Below are 21,598 nucleotides of genomic sequence, written 5' to 3'. Positions count from 1 at the left end.
CGGTTTCGACGGCCGGAACCCCGTTCTGTCACGGGTGTGTACCAGCGAGTAGGCGCCCCCTCGGAGCGAACTGCCAGGTCAGCGCCGCCTCTTGGGAATTGCTTTACCTCCTTGACAGGCGGCGAACAGTGGGGGCCCAAGAACGCCTTAAGCGACGTTGATTGAGTGCCACTCCTCAGGACTCCCTCATCCTCAATGGAGTTGTCTCTCATGAAGCGTGTACGTCTCGTCCCCGCCGTGGCTCTGCTCGCGCTGTCCCCGCTGCTGCTGACCGCGTGCGGCGGATCGGGCGACTCGTCGTCGTCCGGCAGCGGCAACTCCGGCCAGCAGAGCTGTCAGCAGCCCACCGGCAACGCCTCGGGCCGGCCGAGCGGCGCCCCGACCGGCAACGCCTCGGGCGCTCCGAGCGGCGCCCCGACGGGTGCCCCGACCGGCAACGCCTCGGGCATGCCCAGCGGCGGCCCGGGCGCCGGCGGTCAGGGCGGTCCCGGCGGCGGCATGGGCGGCTGCGGCGGCGGCCAGGGCGGTCCCGGCGCCGGCGGCGCGGCGCCGAGTGGGGCGCCGACCGCGCAGTCGACGAAGAGCTGACCGCAGGGGTCGTACGGCAGGGGCGGCGCGTCCGGTGAACGGATGCGCCGCCCCTTCGTGCTGGCGGACAGCCCCTAGTCCAGCCAGTGCTGCCGGCCGAGGCTGATCAGGCGCATCTGCCGGGTGGCGACCTGGGCGACGCGCTGCCGCTCCGCCTCCGAGGGCTCCGGGGACTCCAGGGTCTCCAGGAACAGGGAGGCGGTGATGAGCATCTGGTCCACGTAGAGGTGGGCCAGCATCAGCAGGTCCTCCTCGTTCCACCCCTCGGCCTCGGGGTCCTTGGCCAGCTCGGCCCTGACCTCCTCGGCGAACCGGGCGAGCTGGTCCCGGATCGCCTCCCGCACCGGCTGCACCCCGCCGTGCCGCTCCCGGGCGATGAACCGGATGTGCGCCGGATGCGCGGCCACGTAGTCGGCGATCAGCTGCACGGCGCGGGTGATGCGCTCCTCGCCGGAGGTGGCGACCGTGGTGCGGACCATGGGGTGCAGGCTGCCGAGCGCCTCGTCGACCAGGGCCACGCCGAGGTCGGCGGTGGAGCGGAAGTGCCGGTAGAAGGCGGTCGGGGCGACACCGACGGCCCGGGTGACCTCGCGCAGTCCCAGGCTGCTCAGGCTCTGCTCCTGCAGCAGGGCGAGCGCCGCGTCCAGGAAGGCCTGGCGGGTCTTCTGCTTCTGGGCCTGTCGGATGCCGAGGGTGTGACTCATGTCATCCAGTTAACAACTGTTCTCCGGAATTGAAAAGCCGGGCGAGTTGCTAGACTCAAAGTCAGTGAACAACTGTTACTACAACCGTTCACCCAAATGTAACGGAGGGGGATCGACCCCATGCTGTTCCTCGTCGCCGCACTCATGCTGCTCGGCGTGGTGCTGGGCACCGTGGCCCACGCACCGCTCGACGTCACCGCAGCACTGGCCGCCGTGATCGTCGTCTGGCTGGCCGTCTTCGCGCTCCGCGAGCGCCTCGCCCGCCGCCGTCACACCTCGGCCAACTGACCTTCCGCCCCCGCTCACTTGAGGAGCCGAGCATGATGCAACTCACCGCCCCCGCCACCCCCCGTCCCCAGACCGGCACCCGCGACGCCGACGGCATGGCCGTGGCGTCCTTCATCCTGGGCCTCCTCGGCCTGCTGGTCCTGAACCTGTTCCTGGGCCCGATCGCGATCATCCTGTCCCTGGTCTCCCTCTGGCGCGGCACCGCCCGCAAGGGCCGCGCATGCCTGGGCCTGGCCCTGGGCGTGGCCGACCTCGCGGTCCTGGCGGTCGCCATGGAACTCTCGAACACGATCTCCTGGAGCCTGTAAGCAGGCCTCGGGACAACGCGCCCCGAAGGGGCGCGGGGCTGTGTTCATTTGCGGCTCCGCCGCGGGGCGCGATCAGCCACGACTCGCCGGCACCCGCAAACGGCGATCGACCCCTACGGCGCTGGGCGACCCTCACCTCGCCCCCCGTAGAATCGACCCCACCATGGCCTACCTCGACCACGCCGCCACCACCCCGATGCTCCCGGAGGCAGCCGCTGCCCTCGCCGCGCAGCTCGGCGTCACCGGCAACGCGTCCTCCCTGCACGCCTCCGGCCGCAAGGCCCGCCGCACGGTCGAGGAATCAAGGGAGACCCTCGCGGAAGCGCTCGGCGCCCGCCCCAGCGAGGTCGTCCTCACCTCCGGCGGCACCGAGGCCGACAACCTCGCGGTCAAGGGCCTCTACTGGTCCCGCCGCGACGCCGACCCGGCCCGCACCCGGATCCTCTCCAGCCCCGTGGAGCACCACGCGGTCCTGGACGCCGTCCACTGGCTCGGCGAACACGAGGGCGCCACGGTGGAGTACCTCCCCGTCGACACCTACGGCCGGGTCCACCCCCAGACACTGCGCGAGGCGATCGAGCGCAACCCCGACGACGTGGCCCTCGCCACCGTCATGTGGGCCAACAACGAGATCGGCACGGTCCTGCCGATCCGCGAACTCGCCGCCGTCGCCAACGAGTTCGGCATCCCGCTGCACTCCGACGCGGTCCAGGCCTTCGGCCAGGTCCCCGTGGACTTCGGCTCCTCCGGTCTCGCCGCGATGACCGTCTCGGGTCACAAGGTCGGCGGCCCGTACGGCATCGGCGCCCTGCTCCTCGGCCGTGCGTACACCCCCGTACCGGTCCTGCACGGCGGCGGCCAGGAGCGGCACGTCCGCTCCGGCACCCTCGACGTCCCGGCGATCGCCTCCTTCGCGGTCGCCGCCCGCCTCGCCGCCGAGCGCCGCGAGTGGTTCGCCCGCGAGATCGGCACCCTGCGCGACGCGCTGATCGACGCCGTCCGTACGGCCGTACCGGACGCGATCCTCGGCGGCGACCCGGTGGACCGCCTCCCGGCCAACGCGCACTTCACCTTCCCCGGCTGTGAGGGCGACTCGCTGCTCCTGCTGCTCGACGCCCAGGGCATCGAGTGCTCGACGGGCTCCGCGTGCACCGCCGGGGTCGCCCAGCCGAGCCATGTCCTGCTGGCCACCGGGACCGACCCCGACCTGGCCCGCGGCACCCTGCGCTTCTCGCTCGGCCACACCTCCACCCAGGCCGACGTCGAGGCGGTCGCGAAGGCGATCGGCCCGGTGGTGGAGCGGGCGCGGGCCGCCGGGCTCAGCTGACCGGACCGGCCGTTCCGGAGCGCCTCGGCGACACGCGGAATTCGCCCCGACTCGGCTCCGAAGATGCGGAGTTGAGGGGTTTGCCTCCAGAGACCTCACAGTGCGTGGCCATGGGTCACCTCAGGTCGGTGTCTAGCTTCTGCTGACATGACAGACAACACTTCTGCCTCCGCGCAGACTCCTGAACCCGCCTCCCACGACGTCGACTCCGTCGACAACTCCGTGAAGCGGCGGCGCGTGCTGATCGGCGGCGCCGCCGTCGCCGCGGTCGGCGGACTGGCGGCCGCGGGCCTCGCCTCCGCCTCCACCGCCACCGCCGAGACGAAGACCGGTACCTCCGCCGTCGCGGCGGCCGCCGCCGACGTCTGCACCCTCACCGCAGAGGTCACCGAGGGGCCCTACTGGCTGGCCGGCGCGCTCGTCCGCGAGGACATCCGGGAGGACAAGGACGGCTTCGAGGTCCAGTTCACCTTCACCGTCGTCGACCAGGCGAACGACTGCGCGCCGCTGGAGAACGCCCTGGTCGAGATCTGGCACGCCGACGCCCTCGGCGAGTACTCCGGCTACGTCGGCGGCAACCACCACACCGAGGACGACGACGGCACCTTCCTGCGGGGCGGTCAGATGACCGACTCCGACGGCCTGGTGAGCATCACCTCGATCTGGCCGGGGCACTACACCGGCCGCTGCGTCCACGTGCACATGCGGGTGCACACCGACGTGACGCTGACCGACGACTCGTACACCGGTGGCTCGATCATCCACACCGGTCAGCTGTTCTTCGACGCGGACATCAACTCCGAGGTCCAGGCGCTGTCGCCGTACTCCGACAACACCACCACGGAGACCCAGCTCGACGACGACGGCATCTACGACGGCGGCGGGGCCTCCTCCGGCCTGCTGACCCTGACCGCACTGGGTGACAGCGTCTCCGACGGGTATGCGGCGACGCTCACCGTGGGTGTCAGCTCCTCCTGAGGCCGACGGGCCCGGAGCACCTGGCACCGCAGGCCCGGTGGCCGCCCCGTCACGGTCACCGGGCCGGCCGCTCAGCCCAGCGCGCGGGCCAGCGTCCGGAGGTCCTCGTCGGTGGCGAGGCGGTTCTCCCGGGACATCAACCGACGTACCTGATCGAGCAGTTGGTCCAGGGCGGCCGGCGGCAACTCGATGCCGAGGGCTGCCGTCCGGTCGGCCAGGGTGTAGGGGCCGCTGTCCGGGGTGAACGGGATCCGGCGCTCGTTGCCGACCAGGGACGGCTCCAGGCAGTTGTGGAGCAGCGGGTCCACGGCCGTCTCCTGGGTGATGAAGTCCAGGCCGCCCCAGCAGAACGCGTCCAGGCCGGTGACCGGGTGGTTCCAGGCGGTCCGATAGCCCGTCAACTCCTCGCCGAGCCGGGCGAGTTCGGTGAGGGTCTCGGTGCGGATGCCGGTGCGGACGCCGTAGACGGCCTCGAAGGCCAGCGCGGTGGCGGCGAGATCGGCGTTGCCGGGGCCGCCGCAGTATCCGTTGACCGACAGCTCGACGGCGCCGGCACCGGCCCGGACGGCGGCGACCGCGCAGCCGACGGCCAGTCCGAACGTGTTGTGCGGGTGCAGGCCCACCGTCACCTCCGGGGCCAACTCCCGGGTCCGGCGCACGAGATGGCCGTACGCCTCGGGGCCCAGCGCGCCCGGCCCGTCGAAGAGGGTCAGCTCGCCGGCCCCGGCCGCGGTGAGCGCCGCGACGGTGGTGGCGTGGTCCTCCTCGGTCAGGTACGACACCATCAGCATCGGCGCGATCACGTCGAGGCCCGCCGCACGGGCGTACTCGACGAGGCGGGCCGCCCGCTCCAGTACGGCGGCCCGGTCGCGCGGGAGATCCGGCGTCCGCCACTGTTCGCCCCGCCACGCGGCCGCGTACACGTCGGGCCGGTAGAGCAGCGCCGTCTCGCCGAAGCCCTGCACCCACACCTGTACGGCGTCGTATCCGGCCCGCGCGGCACGGTCGACGTCGTCCGTCGAGCGCATCAGCGGGCAGATCACCCGGCACTCCGGGTTCTCGCCCTTGACCAGGTCCACCTCCGCCTTCAGCACGTCCTCGGCACGCCCGCCGGGTCCCGCGGTGACGACCTCCGGCACCCCGGTCGCCACCACCCGCCGCAGGAACTCCCGCTTCGCCCCGGCCGGGGCCGTGACGCCGGGCAGGGTCTCCAGGGAGCGCAGGGTCGCGTCCCGCAGCCGGACCGTCCCGGGCAGCGAACCCACCACGTTCGTACGGCGGTTGAGCGGACTCACCGACCAGCGGCCGGGCTCGTGGGCGCCGGGCGCGCGCCGAGCGGCGAGTTCGGCGCGGAAGCGGGCGATCTCCTCCGGGGTGAAGACAGGGGGTTTCCGCACAGGGGTCCTCCAGGTTCCTCGCGTACGCCCCATACAAGCCCTCTGTCGACACCCTTGGCAAGAAGGTGCCGAGAATCCGTGCATCAAAGGTCTCATGTTTACTTTGTGTCGACACTTGGCTATGACTGTCGGCAGGCTCCGAACCCCCACGCAGGGAGGCTCCTGTGCTTCAGGACACGCCAGAACACCCGCTCAGTGCCCGTTCCGGGCGGCTCGCAGGCAAGGTCGCCGTCATCGGCGGCGCCGGAAGTGTCGGCCCAGGCTGGGGCAACGGCCGTGCCGCCGCCGTGCTCTTCGCCCGCGAGGGCGCCACCGTCCTGCTGACCGACCGGGACAAGGACGCGCTGGAGGTGACCGCGGACCAGGTCCGCGCCGAGGGCGGCAGGGTCCGCACCGACCTCCTGGACGTCACCGAACCCGACGCCGTCCAGGCCTACTTCGCCGAGACGGCCGCCCGGGCCGGCCGCATCGACATCCTCGTCAACAACGTGGGCGGCTCCCGGCCGGGCGGAGTCGCCGAGCTGAGCCCCGCCGACTGGGAGAGCCAGCTGCGGACCAACCTCACCAGTGCCTTCCTCGCCTGCAAGCACGTCATCCCGGTCATGCGGCGGGGCGGGGGAGGGACGATCGTCAACACCGCCTCCTGCTCGGGGCTGCGCTGGACCGGGGCCGCGCAGGTCGGGTACGCGGCGGCCAAGGCGGCGGTGATCCAGCTGTCCCGGGTGACGGCCGTCCAGTACGCGCCGGACGGCATCCGCGTCAACACCGTCGTCCCGGGCCAGCTGCACACCCCGATGGTGGAGGCCCGGCTGGCCGGGCAGCGCGCGGGCGGGGACGTGGCGAAGCTGCTCGCCCAGCGCCGGGCCCGGATCCCGCTCGGCTTCATGGGGGACGGGCGGGACACGGCGTACGCGGCGCTGTTCCTGGCCTCGGACGAGGCGCGGTTCGTCACCGGAACCGAGATCGTCGTCGACGGCGGAATGACGGCGCGCTGTGACTGAACCCGCCGCTGCCGCCCCCTCCCGGGTGCCCTCGCCGGGCTGCCCGCCCCCGCATCCGGCGCCCCGAGTACCCAAGCTTCGCCTGCCACCGGGAAGTTGCGACGCCCACTGCCATGTCTTCGGGCCCGCCGACGTCTTCCCGTACGCACCGGAGCGCACCTTCACCCCGCCGGACGCGCCCAAGGAACAACTCCGGTCCCTCCACGCCCACCTGGGGCTGAGCCGGGCGGTGGTCGTGCAGTCGTCCTGCCACGGTCACGACCACCGGGTGCTGCTCGACGCCCTCGCGGCCGGGGAGGGGCGGGTCCGGGGCGTGGCCCTGATCGGCGAGGGAACCAGCCGGGCCGAGGCCGAGGAACTGCACCGGGCGGGCGTACGGGCCTTCCGGCTCAACTTCCTGCCCCATCTGCGGAGCCGGCCCACCGGCGCGGAGATCGAGGCCGTGCTGGAACGCGTGGACGGCCTCGGCTGGGCCGCCCAGCTCCATGTGCGGGGCGAGGACCTGCCGGGCCTCACGGACCTCGTACGCGCCCTGCCCGGCCGGGTGGTGATCGACCACATGGGCCGGGTCGACCTCGCGGCGGGCCGGAACGGTCCGGCGGTGCGAAGCCTGCGCGGGCTGCTCGACACGGGGGAGGTGTGGGTCAAGGTCAGCGGGGTCGACCGCGTCTCCGTCCAGGGGCCGCCGTACACCGACGCCGTCGAACTCGCCGCCGAGCTGGTGGCGTACGCCCCCGAGCGGGTCGTGTGGGGCACCGACTACCCCCACGTCAACATCACGGGCGCGCCCCCGGACGACGGCCTCCTGGTCGACCTCCTCGAAACCATCGCCCCCGACCCCGCCCACCTGCAACGACTCCTGGTGGACAACCCGTCCGAACTCTTCGACTTCGAGCCGACAACGCGCCCCACAGGGGCGCGGGGCGGTGCCTGATGTGCGGCTGCCGCCGCGTGGGCGCGATCAACCACAACGGCGCCGCACCCAACCGACAACCCGTCTTTTCGGCCTCCCCAGCAAAGCGCCTAGTGTCGCCAGAGATGCCAGATATTCCGACTGCAGATGTCTTGAAGGCAGAAAGTGTCGACAGTATGGTCCCGGATGAAACGCGTGAGGAGACGGCCATGCACCAGCTGCCCCAGGGCACCCTCATCCGGCGCGGCGACGCGGCCTACGAACGGGCCCGTCTCGACGCCGTCTGGAACGACCGCAAACCCGACCGCCACCCCGACGTCATCGTGCTGGCCGAGACCGAGCGGGACGTCGTCGCGGCCGTCCGGCTGGCCCGTGCCGAGGGCCGCCCCATCGGCATCCGCTCCGGCGGCCACAGCTGGGTCGGCAACGGCGTCCGCGACGGCGGGATGCTGCTCGACCTCTCGCGCCTGACGGAGGTGACCGTCGACCCGGCCACCCGCACGGCGACCGCGCAGCCGGCGGCCACCGGTCCCGCCCTGCTCGAAGCCGCCGCCCCGCACGGCCTGTTCTTCCCCACGGGCCACGCCCCGACCGTCGGCCTCGGCGGCTTCCTGCTCGGCGGCGGCTACGGCTGGGACTCCCGCCACCTCGGCCCGGCCTGCCTGGGCATCCGGGCCGTGGACGTCGTCCTCGCCGACGGCACCCTGGTGCACGCCACCGACGCGAATCACCCCGCCCTGCTGTGGGCGGCGCGCGGCAGCGGCCCCGGCTTCTTCGGCGTCGTCACCCGCTTCCACCTCGACCTGCACCCGGCCCCGAAGCGGCTGCTGCGCACCCTGCACAGCTACCCCCTCCGCCTCCGCGACGAGGTGCTGGCCTGGGCGTACGACATGCTCGAACTGCTCCCGAAGGAGGTGGAGTTCTCGGCCAAGGTCGGCTTCGTGGAGGGCCTCGACCGGCACACCGTGTCGGTCACCGCGACCGCCTTCGCCCAGGACGACGACTCCGACCCGCTCGCGCTGCTGGAGACCGCGCCCTTCCGGGCCGAAGCGCTGCGCGCGGTCGTGAGCGCCGGGACGAGCATGGCCGAGCTGTACGGGCACGCCGACCGGATGACCCCGGCCGGGATGCGCTGGGCCCTCGACGGGATCTGGACCGACGAGCCGGTCGACAAGGTCCTGGACGCGGCCCGACCGCTGTTCGACTCGATCCCGGACACCACCAGCCACGTCCTGTGGATGCTGTGGGGCGGCTTCCCGGAGCGCCCCGACGCCTGCTGGTCCAGCCAGGCCAAGCTCTACCTCTCGCCCAACGCGGGCTGGACGGACCCCGCCGAGGACCTCCGCCACGAGCGCTGGGCGCACGGTGAACTCGCCGCGCTCCAGCACCTGTCGAAGGGGCTGCAGTTCTCCGACAACAACGTCGCGGACCGCTTCGACCACGGGCTGAGCCCCGCCCACGCGGCCCGCCTGGAGGAGATCCGCGCCGTGTACGACCCCGACGGCCTGTTCCGCACCTACATGACCCCCGCCGAGTCGACCACCGCCTACGCCGCCGCGGGCCCCGCGCGGACGCATTGACCTTCATCCCAAGGAGAGCCGTTCCATGCACACTTCGAGAATCCCGCGGCGCCGTGCCCTCGTCCTGCTCACCGCCCTGGCCGCCACCGCGTCCCTGACGGCCACCGCCTGCGGCGGCGACTCGGCGGCCGGCACGCAGACCGCCGACGGCAAGGCGAAGATCACCGTGCTGCGCTCCAACGGCGCCATCTTCGAGCCGCTCTACATAGCCGAGCAGCAGGGCTACTTCAAGGACGCGGGCCTGGACGTCACCATCAAGGCCGGCGCCCAGGACACCTCGCAGAACGCGCCCTCCGTCCTCAACGGCGAGGCCCAGTTCGCGATGACGGACAGCTCCGGCTTCCTCAAGGGCGTGGCCTCGGGCATGGGGATCCGGATCGTCACCGGCCTCCAGTCCGCGACGACGAAGACCGACCCCACCGACGGACTGCTGGTGAAGAAGGACAGCGGGATCACGTCCTTCAAGGACCTGGAGGGCAGGACCGTCGGCCTCTCCGCGCTCGGCGGCACCCTCCAGTTCATCTGCGAGTACCTGACCCAGCAGGCCGGCGGCGACCCCTCGAAGATCAAGTTCGTCGCCCTGCCGACGACGTCGCTCACGGATGCCGCCAAGTCCGGGAAGACGGACGCGGTGTACTCCTTCGGTCCGTTCTACTTCGCCGGCAAGGACAGCGGACTGCGCACCATCGGCAGCGGCATGAACGACCTGCCCGGCATGGTCCAGGGCCTGCTCTTCGCCAGCCAGAAGTACCTGTCGGCCAACGGCGACACCGCCAAGAAGTTCATCGACGCCGTCGCCAAGGCCATCACCTACGCCGATGCGCACCCCGACGCCGTGAAGGCGATCGACAAGAAGTACACGCAGGTCGACGCCAGTTTCATCGACGCGCACGACACCAACTACTACGACAAGAACCTGAACAGGACGATGATGCGCACGGTGATCACGAAGATGCACGAGTTCGGACTGCTCGACAACGAGCCCAAGGACGACGACGTGTACTGGGACCAGGCCCCCGTGGTGACCTCGTGAAGGACCTCGTGAAGGTCCGCGTCCTCCAACTCGGCGCGCTGCTCGGCGTGCTGGCGCTGTGGGCGCTCGTCGCGGCGGTGGGCGCGGTGAGCGCGACGGCGTTGCCGGGACCCGCCGCGGTCGCCGGTGCCCTCGGCGACCTGCTGGGCAGCGGCACCTACTGGCAGGCCGTCGGCGACACCCTGGACGGTGCGGTCCTGGGCCTCGCGGCGGCCGTCGCCGTCGGCATCCCGGTCGGCCTGGTCACCGGGGTGTACGCGGCGGCCGAGGAGTCCTCCCGGCTGCTGGTGGAGATCCTGCGCTCCTTCCCGGTCATCGCCCTGCTCCCGGTGTTCCTGCTGGTCCTCGGCTCGACCCCGGGCATGAAGGCCACAGTCGTCTTCATCGCCTGCGTCTTCCCGATCCTGCTCCAGTCCCAGTACGGAGCCCGCAGCGTGACCCCGTCCGTCCACGAGACCGTACGGAGCTACCGCATCCCGCGCCTGCTGCGCTTCCGCCGGGTGATCCTGCCCGGCGCCGTGCCCTCCGTGATGACCGGACTGCGGCTCGCCGCCACCACCTCCGTGCTGGTCGCCATCGGCGTGGAGGTGCTCACCACCCTCCCCGGCATCGGCCACATGATCATGGAGTCGCAGCAGGCCGGCGCCTCGGACCGGGCCTACGCCTACATCCTCACGGCCGGCGCGATCGGCTACTCGATCACCCTGCTCGCCCAGTACGCCGAGCGCCGGCTGCTGCGCTGGCGGCCCCCGGTCCGGGCGGGGGAGGCGGCATGACCGGTCGCGTCCTCCGCCAACTCTGGCTGCCCGCCCTGGTGTTCGTGATCCTGCTGCTCTCGACCGCGGGCAGCACCAGCTTCTACTTCCCGCCCCTGACCACGGTCCTGCACACCCTGTGGGACCAGCTCGCGGGCGGCGGCCTCCTCGACGACCTCTGGTTCAGCCTCCGCAACATCGTCCTCGGCCTGGCCCTCGCCACCGTCGTGGGCGTCGCGGCGGGCCTGGTGATCGGCGAGGTCCGCACCCTGCGCCTGGCGCTCGGACCCCTCCTCGACTTCGCCCGGGCCACCCCGACCGTCGGCTTCGTGCCGGTCATCATCCTCACCCTGGGCATCGGCTCGGGCCCCAAGATCTTCCTGATCTTCCTCGGCTCGCTCTGGCCGATCCTGCTCAACACCATCGCCGGAGTGGGCCAGATCAACCCCGCCGTGCACGAGACCGCACGCGGCTACCGCGTCCCCTGGCACCTCCAGCTCCGCCGGGTGGTCCTGCCGGGCGCCCTGCCGCAGATCTTCGCCGGCATCCGGGTCGCCCTGTCCATCGCCGTCGTCCTCATGGTCGTCAGCGAGATCTACGGCTCGCCGATCGGCCTCGGCAACTTCATCCTGCAGAGCGGATCCAGCTTCCACGTCGCCGAGACCTGGGCCGGCACCCTCCTCATCGGCGTCCTCGGCTACGGACTGAGCGTGCTGCTCCTGCTCTGCGAGCACGCCCTGCTGGGCTGGTACCACCAGCGGGCGCCCCGGGCGCGCCGTCCCCGGCCCGCCGTGACCGCCGCGTCCCCTGAGCCCGCCGACAAGAACAGCAACGGAGTGGTCGTATGACCCGCGGATCCGCCCTCCACGTCGAGGACCTCTGCATGACCTTCGGCCGGGGCGGCCCGCAGGAGCACCGGGTGCTCGCCGGGCTGAGCCTGCGGGTGGACCCGGGGGAGTCCGTGTGCGTCGTCGGCCCCTCCGGCGCCGGCAAGACCACCCTGCTGCGCTGCCTGGCCGGACTCACCCCGCCCACCTCGGGCACCGTTCGCTACGGCGACCAGCGCCTGACCGGGCCGCACGCCGACATCGCCGTGGTCTCCCAGGACTACCGCGGCTCCCTGCTGCCCTGGATGCGGGTGTGGGACAACGTGGCCTTCCCGCTCCAGGGGCGGGGCGTGAAGAAGGCCCCGCGCAAGGCGACGGCCCTGGAGTGCCTGGACGCCGTCGGCCTCGCGGACGTCGGCGACAAGTACCCCTGGCAGCTCTCCGGCGGCATGCAGCAGCGCGTCGCCATCGCACGCGGCCTCGCCTACGACGCGCCCGTACTGCTCATGGACGAGCCGTTCGGCTCGGTCGACGCCCAGTCCCGCTTCGACCTGGAGGACCTCACCCTCCAGCTGCGCCGCCGCCTCGGCATCACCGTCGTCGTGGTCACCCACGACATCGACGAGTCCGTCTACCTCGGCGACCGCGTCATCGTGCTCGGCGGCCGCCCCACGGCCGTACTCGACACCCTGACCGTCCCGTTCGGCGCCGACCGCGACCAGCTCACCACCCGGGCCGACCCGCGCTTCGCGGAACTGCGCACCAGGGTGCTGGCCCGGATCCGCGGCGAGCGCCTGGACCAGGACGCCGAGCCGGCCCACAACTGACCCACCGCACAAAGGAGCAGGGGGCGCGTGCGCCACGGCGCCACGCGTGACTCACCCCTGCCCGCACCTCCGCACCCCCCACACGTCGCGGTACCCCCTGCCCGAAAACACCGGAGAACAAAGGAGTTCACAGTGCTGTCCACGAACAAGAGTGACAACGAGCAGACTTCGTCCGTCACCGACCTGCTCGACCGGCCCGTCGCCAACCGGGCCCGCCCCCGCGCCCTGATCGTCGCGGTGGCCGCCGCCTTCGCCCCCACCCTGCTCGCCCCCGCCACCGCACAAGCCGCCAGTGCCAAGAAGCCCAAGAAGGCCAAGGCGAGCACGATCACCGTCGGCTCCGACGAGACCCTCACCCTCACCGAGACCACCACCGCGACCGAGCTGGTGATCGAGGAGGGCGGTGTCATCACCGTCGACGACGGCTACAGCCTCACCCTCACCGTCAACGGCGTGGAGACCGGCAGCGAACTCGCCGCGCTCACCGACGGATACGGCGGCGTCGCCACCGCCATCGCGGCCGGCACCTACACCGGCACCATCGTCCTGAACGTCGCCGAGGCCACCGACGTCGCCTACTCCACCCTCACCTTCCCCTTCCGCCAGGCCATCTACGTCGACGCCGACGGCGTGGACGAGGACAAGTCCGTCCCCTCCGGTGTCCTCGACGGCACCGTCACCGACTCCGAGGCCTCGGACATCACCCTGCTCTCCAACGGCGAGGCCTTCAACGGCGTCTACGTCGCCGGCGGCAGCTACACCCTCACCGACCCGACCATCGCCTTCGACGGCAACGGCCGCTGCGACTTCGTCGGTTACGGCGCCGCCGTGGTCGGCACCGGCTCGGGCACCACCCTTGTCCTCGACGGCGCGAACATCAGCAACGTGGGCGTGGTCCGTACGGCCGTCATCGCCGATGCCACCGCCAATGTGATCGTCAAGAACTCCACCATCACGTGCGCCGACGGCGTCGTCCCCGCCCAGTACCCGGCCTCGGGCACCGGCGACACCAAGTACATGATCACCGTGCCGTGGATGCTGGGCATCTCCGGCAACGTGCGCGCCACCAACCTGCTGGGCGCGAGCACCAAGGCGACGTACATCAACTCCTCGATCTCCTCAGAGAAGTGGGGCGCCCTCTCGGTCGACGGCGGCAGCTACTGCACCCTCACCGCCATCAACAGCACCATCGCCAACACCGGCGGCCAGGGCTACGGCAGCTACGCCATCGGCAACGTCACCGAGCACTTCCTCGGCTGCACCTTCGACGTCGGCGACTACGCCCTCATCCACTGGGGCGCCTCGGCGCACTACGGCGACAGCACCAAGGACGCCGTCTCGGACCTCAACGACTCCCTCTCCCTCGGCCTCACCTCGGCCGAACTGGACGACCTCCCGGTGCAGTCGACGACCATCGACGCGGGCCGCTTCATGGTCATGTGGTACGCGGCCGGGTCGGTCGCCATCGACGGCGGTACCCAAATCACCACCGGCGAGACCGCCTTCATGTGCAAGGCGGTCGCGGGCACCGTCACCGTGGACGGCTCCGACGGCGCCACGATCACCACCGGCAACGGCGTCCTCTTCCAGCTGATGGACACCGACCGCCCGAGCAGCGTCACGGTCTCCGGCAAGCCCTGGTCCAGCGAGACGACCGGCACCTACACCGAGCCGACCGGTTCCCCGACCAAGTCGTCGAGCTGGTCCCCGACCACCTCCCAGTCCACCGACGCGAAGGGCACCTTCACCGACATCGCCCTGACCGGCGACTTCTACAACTCGGTCTGGGGCGGCGGCAACGCGAGCCTCCAGGGCCAGAACCTCACCCTCTCCTTCACCCGCACCACGGTCGAGGGCGTGATCTCGGCGAGCACGGCCAAGCACAGCGTCTCCACCATCACCAAGACGGAGTACCGCGAGATCAGCGAGGTCACCAACACCCCGAGCGCGGTGGTCAACAACGGCGTCCTGGTGACCCTGGGCGAGTCGTCGACCTGGACGGTGACGGGCACGTCGTACCTCAGCGCCCTCACCCTGGCCTCGACCGCGTCGATAACGGCCCCGAGCGACAAGACGGTGACCCTGACGGTCGACGGCACGGCAACCGACATCGAGCCGGGCAGCACCTACACCGGCGCCCTGACCCTGACGGTGTCGTAAGACCAACAGAAGAAACCCGGCCCCCGGGGGGATGCGAACCGAATCCCGGGGGCCGGAGCTTTCGAACGAGGGGCTGGGCAACGTCTTTGGAGCGCGGGACTCATCGATGTGCGACCAGGTGACCTACCTGTTTGGGGGCGCGGGGCTGTGTCAATGTGCGGCTCCGCCGCGTGGGCGCGACAAGCCCCCACGCACCCGCACCCAAAGCACAACCTGCTACGCCCCAATCATGTTGTATCCCCCATCAGCCACCAAGAAGCCCCCGGTGATGTGCCCGGCATCCTCGGTCGCCAAGAACAACGCCGCCCCCGCCAACTCCTCCGGCCCCGGAATCCGCCCCATGGGCGTGTTCGCCCGCAACACATCCCCCCGCCCGCTCTTCCAGTCCTCCCGCCCCAGCGTCGCCGCCGTCTCGATGAACCCCGGCGCGAAGACGTTCACCCGCACCCGCGGCGCGAACGCGTGCGCATAGGACTTGGTCAGGCCGATGATCCCGTACTTCGCAGCCGCGTACTGCGGCGCCCTGGCACTGCCCCGCACCACCACCGTCGACCCGATGTTCACGACCGCCCCGCCCCCCTCCTGCTCCAGCATCCGCCCCCCGAACTCGTGCGTGCACAGCAGCGTGCCCTTGATGTCCACGGCGAGCACATGGTCGATCGACTCCTCCGTGATGTCCCGCCAGGACATCTGCTCACGCGCGACGTCCCCCACGTTGTTGACCGCCACGTCCAGCCGCCCGAAGTGCGCCCACACCTCCTCCGCGAGCCGGGTGATCTGGGCGTGCTCGGAGATGTCGGCCTGGACGACGAGCGCCTTGCGGCCGAGCGCGGTCACGCGCTCGGCCGTGGCCTCGGCCCCCGCGCGGGAACCGCGGTAGTGGACGGCGACATCGGCCCCCTCCCGCGCCGCCCGTACGGCGATCTCCGCACCGAACCCGGTGCCGGCACCGGTGACGAGCACGGTCTTCCCGGCGAAACGTTCGAACACGGCGGTCATAAGGCCTCCAAAGCGATCGTTGAGGGGAGTTCAGACGAGCGTCCGCCCGCCGTCGACGTACAGCACCTGTCCGGTGACGAACGCCGCGGCGTCGGACGCGAGGAAGAGGACCGGCCCGGTCAGGTCCGCGGGCCGGCCGAGTCGGCCCGCGGGGACGAGGGACTCCAGGGACGCCCGGACCCCCGGCCCGGCGAGGTACTCGCGCGTGAGGTCGGTCTCGGTGTAGCCGGGGGCGACCGCGTTGACGGTGACCCCGCACGCCGCCCACTCCCGGGCCATGACCCGCATCAACTGGTCGACGCCGCCCTTGGTCGCGGCGTACGGCGCGTGGTTCGCGTGGGCGAGCAGCCCGGACACCGACGACAGGAACACGATCCTTCCGTGCCCGGCGTGCACCATCACCGCGCCCACGGCCCGCCCCAGCCAGAACGCGCTGTCGAGGTTGACCGCGGTGATCCGCTCCCACACCTCGTCCGGGGTGTCGAGCACCGGCCGCCGGTCGTTGACCCCCACCGCGTGCACGAACACGTCGACGCCGCCGAGCAGTTGCACCGCACTGTCGACAGCGGCCCGGCAGGCGTCCGCCGACGTCAGGTCGGCGGACAGCCCCTTGACGGGGCCGGGCCCCGCCAGCTGGTCCAGCCTGCCCTCGTCCACGTCCAGGACGACCACCGCCGCTCCCGCCCGCGCGAGTTCCCCCGCGACCACCGCACCGATCCCGCCGGCCCCGGCGACCAGCGCCCGGGTCCCCGTGAAGTCCCACGTCGTCCGCATGGTTCGGACGGTAGGTCACCGCACCGATTGGTGTCCACACTTTGCGCACCTATTGACGTCCGGACGGGCTCAGGACAGGCTGTCTGTCGACAGTTGAAGGAGGTCTGATGAAGCTGGTGACGTTCTGCGACGGGCCGGACGACGGACTGGTGGGCCGACTCGACGGAGACACCGTCGTGGAACTGGAGGTGCCCTCCACCCGCGCCTGGTTCGAGCGCGAGGGCCAAGTCGGCGAGACGGGACGGACGTTCGCGCTCGCCGACGTCCGACTGCGCGCGCCGATCGTGCCGAAGAAGTTCTTCCACACCGCCGGCAACTTCCGGGAGCATCACGAGGACCTGGCCCGCGTGGACTGGTCCCACCCGGTCAACAAGGGGATCGTCTTCTTCCAGAACGTCGACGCGATCATCGGCCCGGACGAGCCGATCGTGTACCCGGCGAACCTCACCCGGGAACTCGACTACGAACTCGAACTCGCCGTCGTCATCGGCAAGCCGGGCCGCTTCTTCTCCGCGGAACAGGCCGTCGAGCACATCGCGGGCTACGTGGTCTTCAACGACATCACCGCGCGGGACATCCAGCGCCGGGAGATGGAGTCGGGGGTCTTCTCCTTCTCCAAGGCGATCGAGACCTTCTGCCCGGTCGGGCCGTACATCGTCACCGCCGACGAGATCGCCGACCCGCACGCCCTGGACATGGAACTCAGGGTCAACGGCGACGTGCGCCAGAAGTCCAACACCGGCCGGATGTCGGTCTCCCTCCCGCAGCTGGTCGCCTACCACTCCCCGCAGACCTACAGCGCCGGCGACCTCGTCACCACCGGCACCGTCGCGGGCGTGGCCGCGAGCACCGAGGACCCGTTCGCCAACTACCTCAAGCCGGGGGACGTCGTCGAGGCGGAGATCGAGGGCCTGGGCGTGCTGCGCAACCCGGTGGTCTCCTGGAGAGAGGCCTACGGCGAGGACGAGCCCCCCGCCGGGCACTGGGTGTGATCGCCGGATGCGCCTCGCACGCCTCGCCGGCCGTACCGTCCTGCTGACCCCGGACGGCGCCGTCGACGTACCGGCCGCCCTCGCCGCCGACCCCTTCGCCCGCTGGGACGACCTGCGCCTGTGGTCCACGGCCGCGACCGGCGCCCGCCCCTACGACGAGGCCGACCTGGAGCCCCCGGTACCGGCTCCCCGCCAGATCTTCGCCGTCGCCCTCAACTACCGCCCGCACACCGCCGAGGCGGGCTACGAGGAGCCCGAAGTCCCTCTTGTCTTCACCAAGTTCGCCACCTGCCTCACCGGCCCGCACACCACGGTCACCCTCCCGCCCGGCCATGTCGACTGGGAGCTGGAACTGGTCGCCGTCATCGGCCGCGAGGCCCACCAGGTGCCGGAGGAGAAGGGCTGGGACCCGGTCGTCGCGCTCACCGTCGGCCAGGACCTCTCCGAGCGGATCAGCCAACTCGCGGGGCGTCCCGCCCAGTTCTCGCTCGGCAAGTCCTATCCGGGCTTCGGTCCGATCGGTCCCGCGCTCGTCAGCCTGGACGAGATCGACGACCCGGACGACCTGGAACTGACCTGCGAACTCAACGGCGAGACCGTCCAGCACGACCGCACCGCCAACATGATCTTCCCGATCCCCCGGCTGATCGCCCACCTCAGCCGGTTCTGCACCCTCCTCCCCGGCGACCTGATCTTCACCGGCACCCCGGCGGGCGTCGGCAACCGCCGCACCCCGCAGCGCTTCCTGACCTCCGAGGACGAACTGGTCAGCAGGATCGGGGGAGTCGGCGAGATGCGCCACCGCTTCTGGAGGCCGAGGACCCCATGACCAGCACGCTCTTCACCGACGTCCACGTCTTCGACGGCACGGGCCGCGACCCGTTCCCCGCGCAGGTCCTGGTCGAGGGCGACCGCGTCACCGCGGTCGCCGAGCGCGTCCCGCGCGACCTGACCGCCGAGGCCCGGGTGATCGACGGAGGCGGCGGCACCCTGCTCCCCGGACTCGTCGACGCCCACACCCACCTCGGCTTCGGCTCCACCGTCGAGCACCTCTCCCGGCGCCGCGACGAACCCGACGCGGAGAAGGCCCTGCTCGTCGCGCACGCCGGCCGGGTCCTCCTCGACCACGGCATCACCAGCGCCTACTCCGGCGGCAACCGGCTGCCCGGCACGGAGGTCGCCGCCCGCAAGGCCTTCGCCGAGGGCTGGATGCCCGGACCGCGCCTCAAGGCCGCGTCCTGGGAGGGCAGCGCGGGCATGGTCGAGCCGGGCGTCTACGACTTCCCCGGCGTCGACGGCCGCGCCTCCGACCCCGGCTCGGTCGCCCGGTTCGTCGCCGACATGGCCGAACTCGGCGTCGACATCGTCAAGTTGTCCCTCTCCGGCGAGAGCGCCGTCGTACAGGGCACCTCCCGGATCGTGCAGTTCACCGACGAGGAGGTGGCCGCCGCAGCGCACACCGCCGAGAAGCACGGCGTCTGGCTCACCGCACACGCCCACGCCGCCGAGTCGGTCAAGATGGCGGTACGGCACGGCATCCGCGCCGTCTACCACTGCACCTTCGCCGACGAGGAGGCCCTCGACCTCCTCCGGGCCGCCCGCGACCGGATCTTCGTCGCGCCGACCCCGGGCATCATCCACGCCAACCTCCACGAGGCCGGCAGCGAACCCGAGCCCGGAATGGAGGTCGAGGCCACCCGGGACGCCGTGTGCGCGGTCGTCCCCGAACTCGTGGCGCGCGGCGTCCGGGTCGTCCCCGGCGGCGACTACGGCTTCGCCTGGAACCCGGTCGGCCGCAACCTGCGGGACCTGGAGCTGTTCGTGGACTGGTTCGGCTTCACCCCGGCCGAGGCGCTGCGCGCGGCGACCGGGTACGGCGGCCAGGTGATGGGGATGGGGGAGGAGCTGGGCCTCGTGCGGGAGGGGTACCTCGCCGACCTGGTGCTCGTCGACGGCGATCCGCTGGCCGACATCCGGATCCTCCAGGACCGCGACCGGCTGCGGGTGATCATGAAGGACGGCGTGCTGCACAAGGCGACCGGGTGATCAGGACCGTCGGGACCGTCAGGGCCACGGTCGGCGCCGGGCGGCTGGCAGCGCAGTACGACGGCGGGATCGGCGTCTTCCGGGGCGTCCCGTTCGCCGAACCACCGGTCGGAGAACTCCGCTGGCGGCCCCCGCGCCCGCCCGCGCCCTGGGACGGCGAACGCCGGGCCGACGCCTTCGGCCCGGCACCGCTGCAGCCCCAGTCGCCCCGCGACTCGATCATGTACCACACCAACTTCGCCGACCGACGAGCCCTGGTGATGAGCGAGGACTGTCTCTATCTGAACGTGTGGACCCCGGACCCGGCACCGGGCGCCCGGCTGCCCGTGCTGGTCTGGATCCACGGCGGCGGCAACCGGTACGGCCACGGCGGCCAGGAGATCCACCACGGCCGTGCGCTGGCCCGGCGCGGTCTGGTCGTCGTCACCCTCAACCACCGGCTCGGCGCCCTCGGCTTCCTCGCCCACCCCGAACTCGCCGCCGAGGACGACCTGGGCGCCTCCGGCAACTACGGGCTGCTCGACATCGTCGCCGCCCTGACCTGGGTGGGCGAGAACATCACGGCATTCGGCGGCGACCCCGGCCGGGTCACCCTCGCCGGCAACTCCGCAGGCGCCGCCCACGTCTGCCACCTCATGGCCTCCCCGGCCGCCCGGCACCTCTTCCACGCGGCCGTCGGCCAGAGCGCCTCGGGCATCGGCCGCGCGGAGGGCCCGCTGCCGGACCGGACCACCGCGCAGCAGCAGGGGCTGCGCTGGGCGGCGGACCGCGGCCTCGATGTGCTGCGCCGCCAGGACGGCGTCGAACTCGTCCTCAAGGGCCACTTCGGGCCGGTCGTCGACGGCCGGGTCCTCACCGAACCGAGCGACGACGTCTTCGGCACCGCCCGCCAGCACGCCGTACCCCTCCTCGTCGGGACCAACGACGACGAGGGCTCGGTGTACGCCTCGCTGGACATCCTGCGCCGGCTGCCCGTCGAGCCCGGCACGGACGCCGTGTACCCGCTGCGGAACGGCGACGAGGCCCGCCGTACGGCACGGCGGTTCACGGGGGAGAGCCGGTTCGCCTACCCGGTGTGGCACTGGGCCCGGACCCACGCGGCCGTCGCACCCACCTGGATGTACCGCTTCACCCGGACCCCGCCCCTGCCGGACGGCCTTCCGCTCGCCCCGCCCCGCGACGGGCTGCCCGGCTACGGCGTCCACCACACCGCCGAACTGCCCTACACCCTGGACACGTTGACGGCCCGCGCCTGGCCCTGGACCGACGCCGACCGGGAGCTGGCCCGCACCATGGCCGACACCTGGGCCCGCTTCGTCACCGACCACGACCCGGGCGGCGGGCCGCTGCCCGCCTGGCCGGAGTTCACGGGGGAGGAGGCGATGGTGTTCGGCGGCGCCACCGTCGAGGTCGGTCCGGTCCAACGGCTCGACGCCCTCAGGCTGTTGGACCGCGCGCCCCGCCCCCTGCTCGACTGACGAGCCCCGCCCCCTGCCCGGCTGAACGGAAGGACCCGCATCCCATGGCACGACTCCCCGGCACCGAAGGCGGCGGCGAGATCGCCGACCGGGTCCGCGCCCGGCGCGGCGGCGGCCTGCATCCGCTCGACCGGATGCTGCTGCACAGCCCGCCGGTGGCCGACGGCTGGAACAGCCTGCTCGGCGCCGTACGGGAGCGGATGTCGCTCCCCGCCGACCTCCGCGAACTGGTCATCCTGCGGATCGCGGTCCTCAACCGGGCGCCGTACGAGTGGGCGGCGCACGAGCCGGAGGCGCGGCGGGCCGGGGTGGACGACGGGCAGCTGGCCGAACTGCGCAAGGAGAAACCGGAGTTCGAGGGGCGCATCGCACGGGTCGTCGCCTACACCGACGCGATGACCCGGGACGTCCGGGTCCCGGACCCGGTGTTCGACGCCCTGCGCGCCGACTTCGGCGAGACCGGACTCGTCGAACTGACGGCGACCGTGGCGGTGTACAACATGGTGTCCCGGTTCCTGGTCGCGCTGGATGTCCAGCCCTAGGTGACTGTCGACAGACAGCTGGTGACCGGTGTTCTGGGCTGCTCCGGAGTGCGATAGTGTCGACACCGATGGGTCCGCTGT

At 71.8% G+C, this 21,598-nt stretch carries 22 protein-coding genes; 18 read left to right on the top strand and 4 right to left on the bottom strand.

Going from position 1 to position 21,598, the window contains the following annotated elements; translation table 11 throughout:
• Window positions 1–210 precede the first annotated feature (210 nt).
• Complete coding sequence (locus ACFWPQ_RS40050; RefSeq protein ID WP_384046397.1) at window positions 211–588, top strand: hypothetical protein; 378 nt, start codon at window positions 211–213, stop codon at window positions 586–588.
• A 74-nt stretch (window positions 589–662) separates the two neighbouring features.
• On the opposite strand, the gene ACFWPQ_RS40045 is transcribed toward ACFWPQ_RS40050, so the two are convergent.
• Window positions 663–1,292, bottom strand: coding sequence for a TetR family transcriptional regulator (locus ACFWPQ_RS40045; RefSeq protein WP_361301303.1), 630 nt, complete (start codon window positions 1,290–1,292; stop codon window positions 663–665).
• 120 nt (window positions 1,293–1,412) lie between these two features.
• Here ACFWPQ_RS40045 and ACFWPQ_RS40040 point away from each other — a divergent pair, with 120 nt between their 5' ends.
• The 4 genes from ACFWPQ_RS40040 (at window position 1,413) to ACFWPQ_RS40025 (ending at window position 4,193) form a co-directional block, all read left to right on the top strand.
• Window positions 1,413–1,580, top strand: a complete 168-nt coding sequence (locus ACFWPQ_RS40040) for a hypothetical protein (RefSeq protein WP_384046394.1) — start codon at window positions 1,413–1,415, stop codon at window positions 1,578–1,580.
• 35 nt (window positions 1,581–1,615) lie between these two features.
• On the top strand, window positions 1,616–1,888 hold the full coding sequence (locus ACFWPQ_RS40035; protein WP_384046493.1) for a DUF4190 domain-containing protein: 273 nt from the start codon (window positions 1,616–1,618) through the stop codon (window positions 1,886–1,888).
• 163 nt (window positions 1,889–2,051) lie between these two features.
• A complete protein-coding gene (locus tag ACFWPQ_RS40030) occupies window positions 2,052–3,215 on the top strand; it encodes a cysteine desulfurase family protein (RefSeq protein ID WP_384046391.1) in 1,164 nt (387 codons plus the stop codon).
• 147 nt (window positions 3,216–3,362) lie between these two features.
• Complete coding sequence (locus tag ACFWPQ_RS40025) at window positions 3,363–4,193, top strand: intradiol ring-cleavage dioxygenase (protein ID WP_384046388.1); 831 nt, start codon at window positions 3,363–3,365, stop codon at window positions 4,191–4,193.
• 71 nt (window positions 4,194–4,264) lie between these two features.
• Here the strand turns inward: ACFWPQ_RS40025 and ACFWPQ_RS40020 are convergent, their stop codons facing one another.
• Window positions 4,265–5,590, bottom strand: coding sequence for a hypothetical protein (locus tag ACFWPQ_RS40020; RefSeq protein ID WP_384046385.1), 1,326 nt, complete (start codon window positions 5,588–5,590; stop codon window positions 4,265–4,267).
• A 164-nt stretch (window positions 5,591–5,754) separates the two neighbouring features.
• Between ACFWPQ_RS40020 and ACFWPQ_RS40015 the strand changes: the two genes are divergently transcribed.
• The 8 genes from ACFWPQ_RS40015 (at window position 5,755) to ACFWPQ_RS39980 (ending at window position 14,686) form a co-directional block, all read left to right on the top strand.
• Window positions 5,755–6,591: an SDR family NAD(P)-dependent oxidoreductase gene (locus tag ACFWPQ_RS40015; protein WP_384046382.1), complete on the top strand. Its 837-nt coding sequence runs from the start codon at window positions 5,755–5,757 to the stop codon at window positions 6,589–6,591.
• Window positions 6,584–7,525: an amidohydrolase family protein gene (locus ACFWPQ_RS40010; protein ID WP_384046379.1), complete on the top strand. Its 942-nt coding sequence runs from the start codon at window positions 6,584–6,586 to the stop codon at window positions 7,523–7,525. Before ACFWPQ_RS40015 ends, ACFWPQ_RS40010 begins: the two co-directional genes overlap by 8 nt.
• A gap of 188 nt (window positions 7,526–7,713) precedes the next feature.
• The gene (locus tag ACFWPQ_RS40005) at window positions 7,714–9,084 is read left to right on the top strand and encodes an FAD-binding oxidoreductase (protein ID WP_384046376.1); all 1,371 of its coding nucleotides are present in this window, start codon (window positions 7,714–7,716) and stop codon (window positions 9,082–9,084) included.
• A 25-nt stretch (window positions 9,085–9,109) separates the two neighbouring features.
• The gene (locus ACFWPQ_RS40000) at window positions 9,110–10,117 is read left to right on the top strand and encodes an ABC transporter substrate-binding protein (protein ID WP_384046373.1); all 1,008 of its coding nucleotides are present in this window, start codon (window positions 9,110–9,112) and stop codon (window positions 10,115–10,117) included.
• Entirely contained in the window at window positions 10,114–10,893 is a 780-nt protein-coding gene (locus ACFWPQ_RS39995; RefSeq protein ID WP_384046370.1) for an ABC transporter permease, read from the top strand. Before ACFWPQ_RS40000 ends, ACFWPQ_RS39995 begins: the two co-directional genes overlap by 4 nt.
• On the top strand, window positions 10,890–11,720 hold the full coding sequence (locus ACFWPQ_RS39990) for an ABC transporter permease (RefSeq protein WP_384046367.1): 831 nt from the start codon (window positions 10,890–10,892) through the stop codon (window positions 11,718–11,720). The genes ACFWPQ_RS39995 and ACFWPQ_RS39990 overlap by 4 nt, the downstream gene beginning before the upstream one ends.
• Complete coding sequence (locus ACFWPQ_RS39985) at window positions 11,717–12,526, top strand: ABC transporter ATP-binding protein (protein WP_384046365.1); 810 nt, start codon at window positions 11,717–11,719, stop codon at window positions 12,524–12,526. Before ACFWPQ_RS39990 ends, ACFWPQ_RS39985 begins: the two co-directional genes overlap by 4 nt.
• 132 nt (window positions 12,527–12,658) lie before the next feature.
• Window positions 12,659–14,686 (top strand): hypothetical protein, encoded by a 2,028-nt coding sequence (locus ACFWPQ_RS39980; protein ID WP_384046362.1) that lies wholly within the window; start codon window positions 12,659–12,661, stop codon window positions 14,684–14,686.
• A gap of 216 nt (window positions 14,687–14,902) precedes the next feature.
• Here the strand turns inward: ACFWPQ_RS39980 and ACFWPQ_RS39975 are convergent, their stop codons facing one another.
• Window positions 14,903–15,685, bottom strand: a complete 783-nt coding sequence (locus tag ACFWPQ_RS39975) for an SDR family NAD(P)-dependent oxidoreductase (RefSeq protein WP_384046358.1) — start codon at window positions 15,683–15,685, stop codon at window positions 14,903–14,905.
• A gap of 30 nt (window positions 15,686–15,715) precedes the next feature.
• Window positions 15,716–16,459 (bottom strand): SDR family NAD(P)-dependent oxidoreductase, encoded by a 744-nt coding sequence (locus tag ACFWPQ_RS39970; protein WP_384046355.1) that lies wholly within the window; start codon window positions 16,457–16,459, stop codon window positions 15,716–15,718.
• A gap of 107 nt (window positions 16,460–16,566) precedes the next feature.
• On the opposite strand from ACFWPQ_RS39970, the gene ACFWPQ_RS39965 reads away from it, so the two are divergent.
• The 5 genes from ACFWPQ_RS39965 to ACFWPQ_RS39945 are packed head-to-tail and all read left to right on the top strand — an operon-like array spanning window position 16,567 to window position 21,517.
• Window positions 16,567–17,451: a fumarylacetoacetate hydrolase family protein gene (locus ACFWPQ_RS39965; protein ID WP_384046352.1), complete on the top strand. Its 885-nt coding sequence runs from the start codon at window positions 16,567–16,569 to the stop codon at window positions 17,449–17,451.
• A 7-nt stretch (window positions 17,452–17,458) separates the two neighbouring features.
• Entirely contained in the window at window positions 17,459–18,280 is an 822-nt protein-coding gene (locus ACFWPQ_RS39960) for a fumarylacetoacetate hydrolase family protein (protein ID WP_384046349.1), read from the top strand.
• Complete coding sequence (locus ACFWPQ_RS39955; protein WP_384046347.1) at window positions 18,277–19,497, top strand: amidohydrolase family protein; 1,221 nt, start codon at window positions 18,277–18,279, stop codon at window positions 19,495–19,497. Before ACFWPQ_RS39960 ends, ACFWPQ_RS39955 begins: the two co-directional genes overlap by 4 nt.
• Window positions 19,494–20,975, top strand: a complete 1,482-nt coding sequence (locus ACFWPQ_RS39950; RefSeq protein WP_384046344.1) for a carboxylesterase/lipase family protein — start codon at window positions 19,494–19,496, stop codon at window positions 20,973–20,975. Before ACFWPQ_RS39955 ends, ACFWPQ_RS39950 begins: the two co-directional genes overlap by 4 nt.
• A gap of 44 nt (window positions 20,976–21,019) precedes the next feature.
• Window positions 21,020–21,517 (top strand): carboxymuconolactone decarboxylase family protein, encoded by a 498-nt coding sequence (locus ACFWPQ_RS39945; RefSeq protein ID WP_384046341.1) that lies wholly within the window; start codon window positions 21,020–21,022, stop codon window positions 21,515–21,517.
• The last annotated feature ends 81 nt before the right edge of the window (window positions 21,518–21,598 follow it).

Origin of the sequence: Streptomyces sp. NPDC058464, assembly GCF_042721035.1 — a bacterium.
GTDB lineage: Bacteria > Actinomycetota > Actinomycetes > Streptomycetales > Streptomycetaceae > Streptomyces.
The sequence above is the reverse complement of the archived record's forward strand: the minus strand, read 5'-3'. Positions and strand labels throughout refer to the sequence as shown.

Coding starts and splice junctions, on each gene's coding strand:
- ACFWPQ_RS39975 (WP_384046358.1), bottom strand. CDS start 15,685: ATGACCGCCGTGTTCGAACGTTTCGCCGGGAAGACCGTGCTCGTCACC.
- ACFWPQ_RS40000 (WP_384046373.1), top strand. CDS start 9,110: ATGCACACTTCGAGAATCCCGCGGCGCCGTGCCCTCGTCCTGCTCACC.
- ACFWPQ_RS39965 (WP_384046352.1), top strand. CDS start 16,567: ATGAAGCTGGTGACGTTCTGCGACGGGCCGGACGACGGACTGGTGGGC.
- ACFWPQ_RS39960 (WP_384046349.1), top strand. CDS start 17,459: ATGCGCCTCGCACGCCTCGCCGGCCGTACCGTCCTGCTGACCCCGGAC.
- ACFWPQ_RS39985 (WP_384046365.1), top strand. CDS start 11,717: ATGACCCGCGGATCCGCCCTCCACGTCGAGGACCTCTGCATGACCTTC.
- ACFWPQ_RS39945 (WP_384046341.1), top strand. CDS start 21,020: ATGGCACGACTCCCCGGCACCGAAGGCGGCGGCGAGATCGCCGACCGG.
- ACFWPQ_RS40025 (WP_384046388.1), top strand. CDS start 3,363: ATGACAGACAACACTTCTGCCTCCGCGCAGACTCCTGAACCCGCCTCC.
- ACFWPQ_RS40040 (WP_384046394.1), top strand. CDS start 1,413: ATGCTGTTCCTCGTCGCCGCACTCATGCTGCTCGGCGTGGTGCTGGGC.
- ACFWPQ_RS40035 (WP_384046493.1), top strand. CDS start 1,616: ATGCAACTCACCGCCCCCGCCACCCCCCGTCCCCAGACCGGCACCCGC.
- ACFWPQ_RS39970 (WP_384046355.1), bottom strand. CDS start 16,459: ATGCGGACGACGTGGGACTTCACGGGGACCCGGGCGCTGGTCGCCGGG.
- ACFWPQ_RS40005 (WP_384046376.1), top strand. CDS start 7,714: ATGCACCAGCTGCCCCAGGGCACCCTCATCCGGCGCGGCGACGCGGCC.
- ACFWPQ_RS39955 (WP_384046347.1), top strand. CDS start 18,277: ATGACCAGCACGCTCTTCACCGACGTCCACGTCTTCGACGGCACGGGC.
- ACFWPQ_RS40045 (WP_361301303.1), bottom strand. CDS start 1,292: ATGAGTCACACCCTCGGCATCCGACAGGCCCAGAAGCAGAAGACCCGC.
- ACFWPQ_RS40030 (WP_384046391.1), top strand. CDS start 2,052: ATGGCCTACCTCGACCACGCCGCCACCACCCCGATGCTCCCGGAGGCA.
- ACFWPQ_RS39990 (WP_384046367.1), top strand. CDS start 10,890: ATGACCGGTCGCGTCCTCCGCCAACTCTGGCTGCCCGCCCTGGTGTTC.
- ACFWPQ_RS40050 (WP_384046397.1), top strand. CDS start 211: ATGAAGCGTGTACGTCTCGTCCCCGCCGTGGCTCTGCTCGCGCTGTCC.